The 2,439-nt window shown below is 73.9% G+C and carries 2 protein-coding genes and 1 pseudogene; 1 reads left to right on the top strand and 2 read right to left on the bottom strand.

The genetic code is table 11. The features are described from left to right. Positions 1-221 precede the first annotated feature (221 nt). The gene (locus ACXJKL_RS19300) at positions 222-1,532 is read left to right on the top strand and encodes a cation:proton antiporter (protein WP_457208619.1); all 1,311 of its coding nucleotides are present in this window, start codon (positions 222-224) and stop codon (positions 1,530-1,532) included. Here the strand turns inward: ACXJKL_RS19300 and ACXJKL_RS19305 are convergent. Together ACXJKL_RS19305 and ACXJKL_RS19310 are read right to left on the bottom strand one after the other, a co-directional pair. Continuing rightward, complete coding sequence (locus tag ACXJKL_RS19305; protein ID WP_457208620.1) at positions 1,525-2,187, bottom strand: alpha/beta hydrolase; 663 nt, start codon at positions 2,185-2,187, stop codon at positions 1,525-1,527. The two genes, ACXJKL_RS19300 and ACXJKL_RS19305, sit on opposite strands and share 8 nt — an antisense overlap. Further along, positions 2,184-2,439 (bottom strand): annotated as a pseudogene (locus ACXJKL_RS19310) (VOC family protein); the annotation flags it as partial. The pseudogene ACXJKL_RS19310 and the gene ACXJKL_RS19305, both read right to left, overlap by 4 nt.

Consider the following 2,439-nt stretch of genomic DNA (forward strand, 5'->3'; position numbering starts at 1 on the left):
GTGCACCGGCTCAAGCCGCTGACCGTGGCCGGGCTGGTCGCGGCCTACGAGCAGGCGATGGACGACAGCGCCGCGGCGTACGACGGGAAGCGTCCGCGCTGACCCCGGGAGCGGGGTCGCCCGCCCGCCCTCCGGGGTGACGACGACGCGACAGCGCGGGGCGACGACTGAGAGACTGGTTCCATGCTCAACCACCTGACGACCCTGGCCACCGGGACCCGATGACCGGCGCCGCGGTCTACTTCCTCCTCGGCCTGTCCCTGCTGCTCGCGATCGTGCTGCCGCAGGTCACGCGCCGCATCGCCCTGTCGCCGCCGATGGTCCTGGTCGCGGTCGGAATGGCCATCGGGCTGCTGCCGCCGGTCGGGTTCGTCAGCCTCGAGCCCCAGGACAACCGCACGCTCATCACCCACGTCACCGAGTTCACCGTGCTGGTCTCGCTGATGGGCGTCGGCCTGGCCATCGAGCGCACCCTTGACCTCCGGTCCTGGCGGTCGTGGCGCACCTGGTCGCCGGTGTGGCGGCTCCTCGTCGTCACCATGCCGGTGACCATCCTCGGCGTCGCGGTGCTCGGCTGGTGGGTCGCCGGGCTCGCGCCCGCCGTCGCCCTGCTGCTCGGCGCCGTCCTCGCCCCCACCGACCCCGTGCTCGCCTCGGACGTCCAGGTGGGCGAGCCGCTCACCGAGGACATCGACGAGCGCGACGACAAGGAGCGTCCCACCGAGGACGACGACATCCGGTTCTCCCTCACCGCCGAGGCCGGCCTCAACGACGGCCTCGCGTTCCCGTTCGTGCACCTGGCCCTGCTCCTGCTCGCCGGCGGCTTCACCGTGCTGGACGCGGGCGAGTGGATCGGCTGGTACCTCGTCGGCAAGATCGTGCTCGGCGTCGCGGTCGGCCTGGCGACCGGTTGGCTGCTGGGTCGGCAGGCCTTCCACGCCCGCAGCGACACGCTGCGCCTGGCCGACCACGGCGAGCCGCTGCTGGCACTGGCCGCACTCCTGGCGGCGTACGGCGCGGCGGAGCTGGTCGGTGGCTACGGCTTCCTCGCGGTCTTCACCTGCGCGATGCGCCTGCGCGCCTCGGAGCGCGGGCACTCCTACCAGCGCGCGATGCACGGCGTCGTCGAGCGGCTCGAGCGGCTGATGACCCTCATGGTCCTGCTCGTGCTCGGGATGGCGATGACGCGCGGCCTGCTCGACCACCTCGACTGGCGCGGTGTCCTCGTCGCCGTCGCCCTGGTGCTCGTGGTCCGCCCGTTGGCCGGGTACGCCGCGCTGTCGCTGCTCGCGCGCGACGAGCGCAAGGACGGGGGCCTCGACCCCGGCGAGCGGATGGCGGTGGCGTTCTTCGGCGTCCGCGGCGTCGGGTCGCTCTACTACCTGGCCTATGCGACCAGCCACGAGGAGGTGCCGGGCGAGGCGTGGCTGTGGTCCACCGTCGCCTTCGCGGTGATCGTCTCGGTGCTGCTCCACGGCGTGACGGCCACGCCGGCGATGGCCCGCCTGGACGCCCGCCGCGGCGTCAGCTGACCAGCCCGGAGATCCACTCGCCCACGGCGGTGACGGTCCCGGCACCGAGGGCATGACCACCCGGGTCGCGCCGGGAGGTCACGACGGCCCCGGACCCGTCGTGCAGCCACGACCAGGTGCGCGCCTGCAGCTCGGCGGGGATGACCTGGTCCTGCTCGCCGTGGACCACCAGGACGGGTCGGCCCGCCAGCCGTCCCTCCCCGACGTCCATGCCGGCGTCCTCGAACGGCAGCGTGCCGTGCAGGATCGCCGTACCGGCKAAGCGCGACGGGTCGCCGAGCAGCAGTCCGCCGGCGAAGGCCGCTCCCCCGCTGAAGCCCACCAGCACGACGGAGCGTCCGGCTGGAGCGACGGCGTCGAGCCAGGTGCGGAACCACGCCGTCGTCGCGGCCAGGCTCTGGGCGACCGGCCGGCCGATGCCACGGTTGGCGAACCACGCGTAGCCCCCGCCCTCGGCGATCGGCGCCCTCACGGCGGCGTACGACGGCCCTGGGGGCAGGTGCCCGGCAAGGCCGATGATGTCCTGCTCGTGCGATCCGCGACCGTGGAGCAGCACGACCAGCGGGCGGGACGGGTCGTCCTGGCCGGCGGCCCAGACGACGACCGGGGCACCGAAGGCGGCGGCGTCCGAGGCGGCGGCGTCGGAGTCGGTCATCGGGTGGCCTCGTCGACCACGACGCGACCAGCGGTGCGGACGCCCGACCAGGTGGAGACCTCGCCGGCGAGGTCGAGGCGCTCGACGGGGGCCTCGTGCTCGAAGCGGCCCCACTCGGCGCGCGGGAGCATCCACATGACCTCGAACTCGTTGCCGTCGGGGTCCTTGCCGTAGACGCTCTTGGTGGCGCCGTGGCTGGACTCGCCGGTGTAGGCGTCGGCGTCGGCCAGGGTGAGGCGGGCCTGCTCGAGC

Source organism: Nocardioides sp. P5_C9_2 (genome assembly GCF_054049555.1).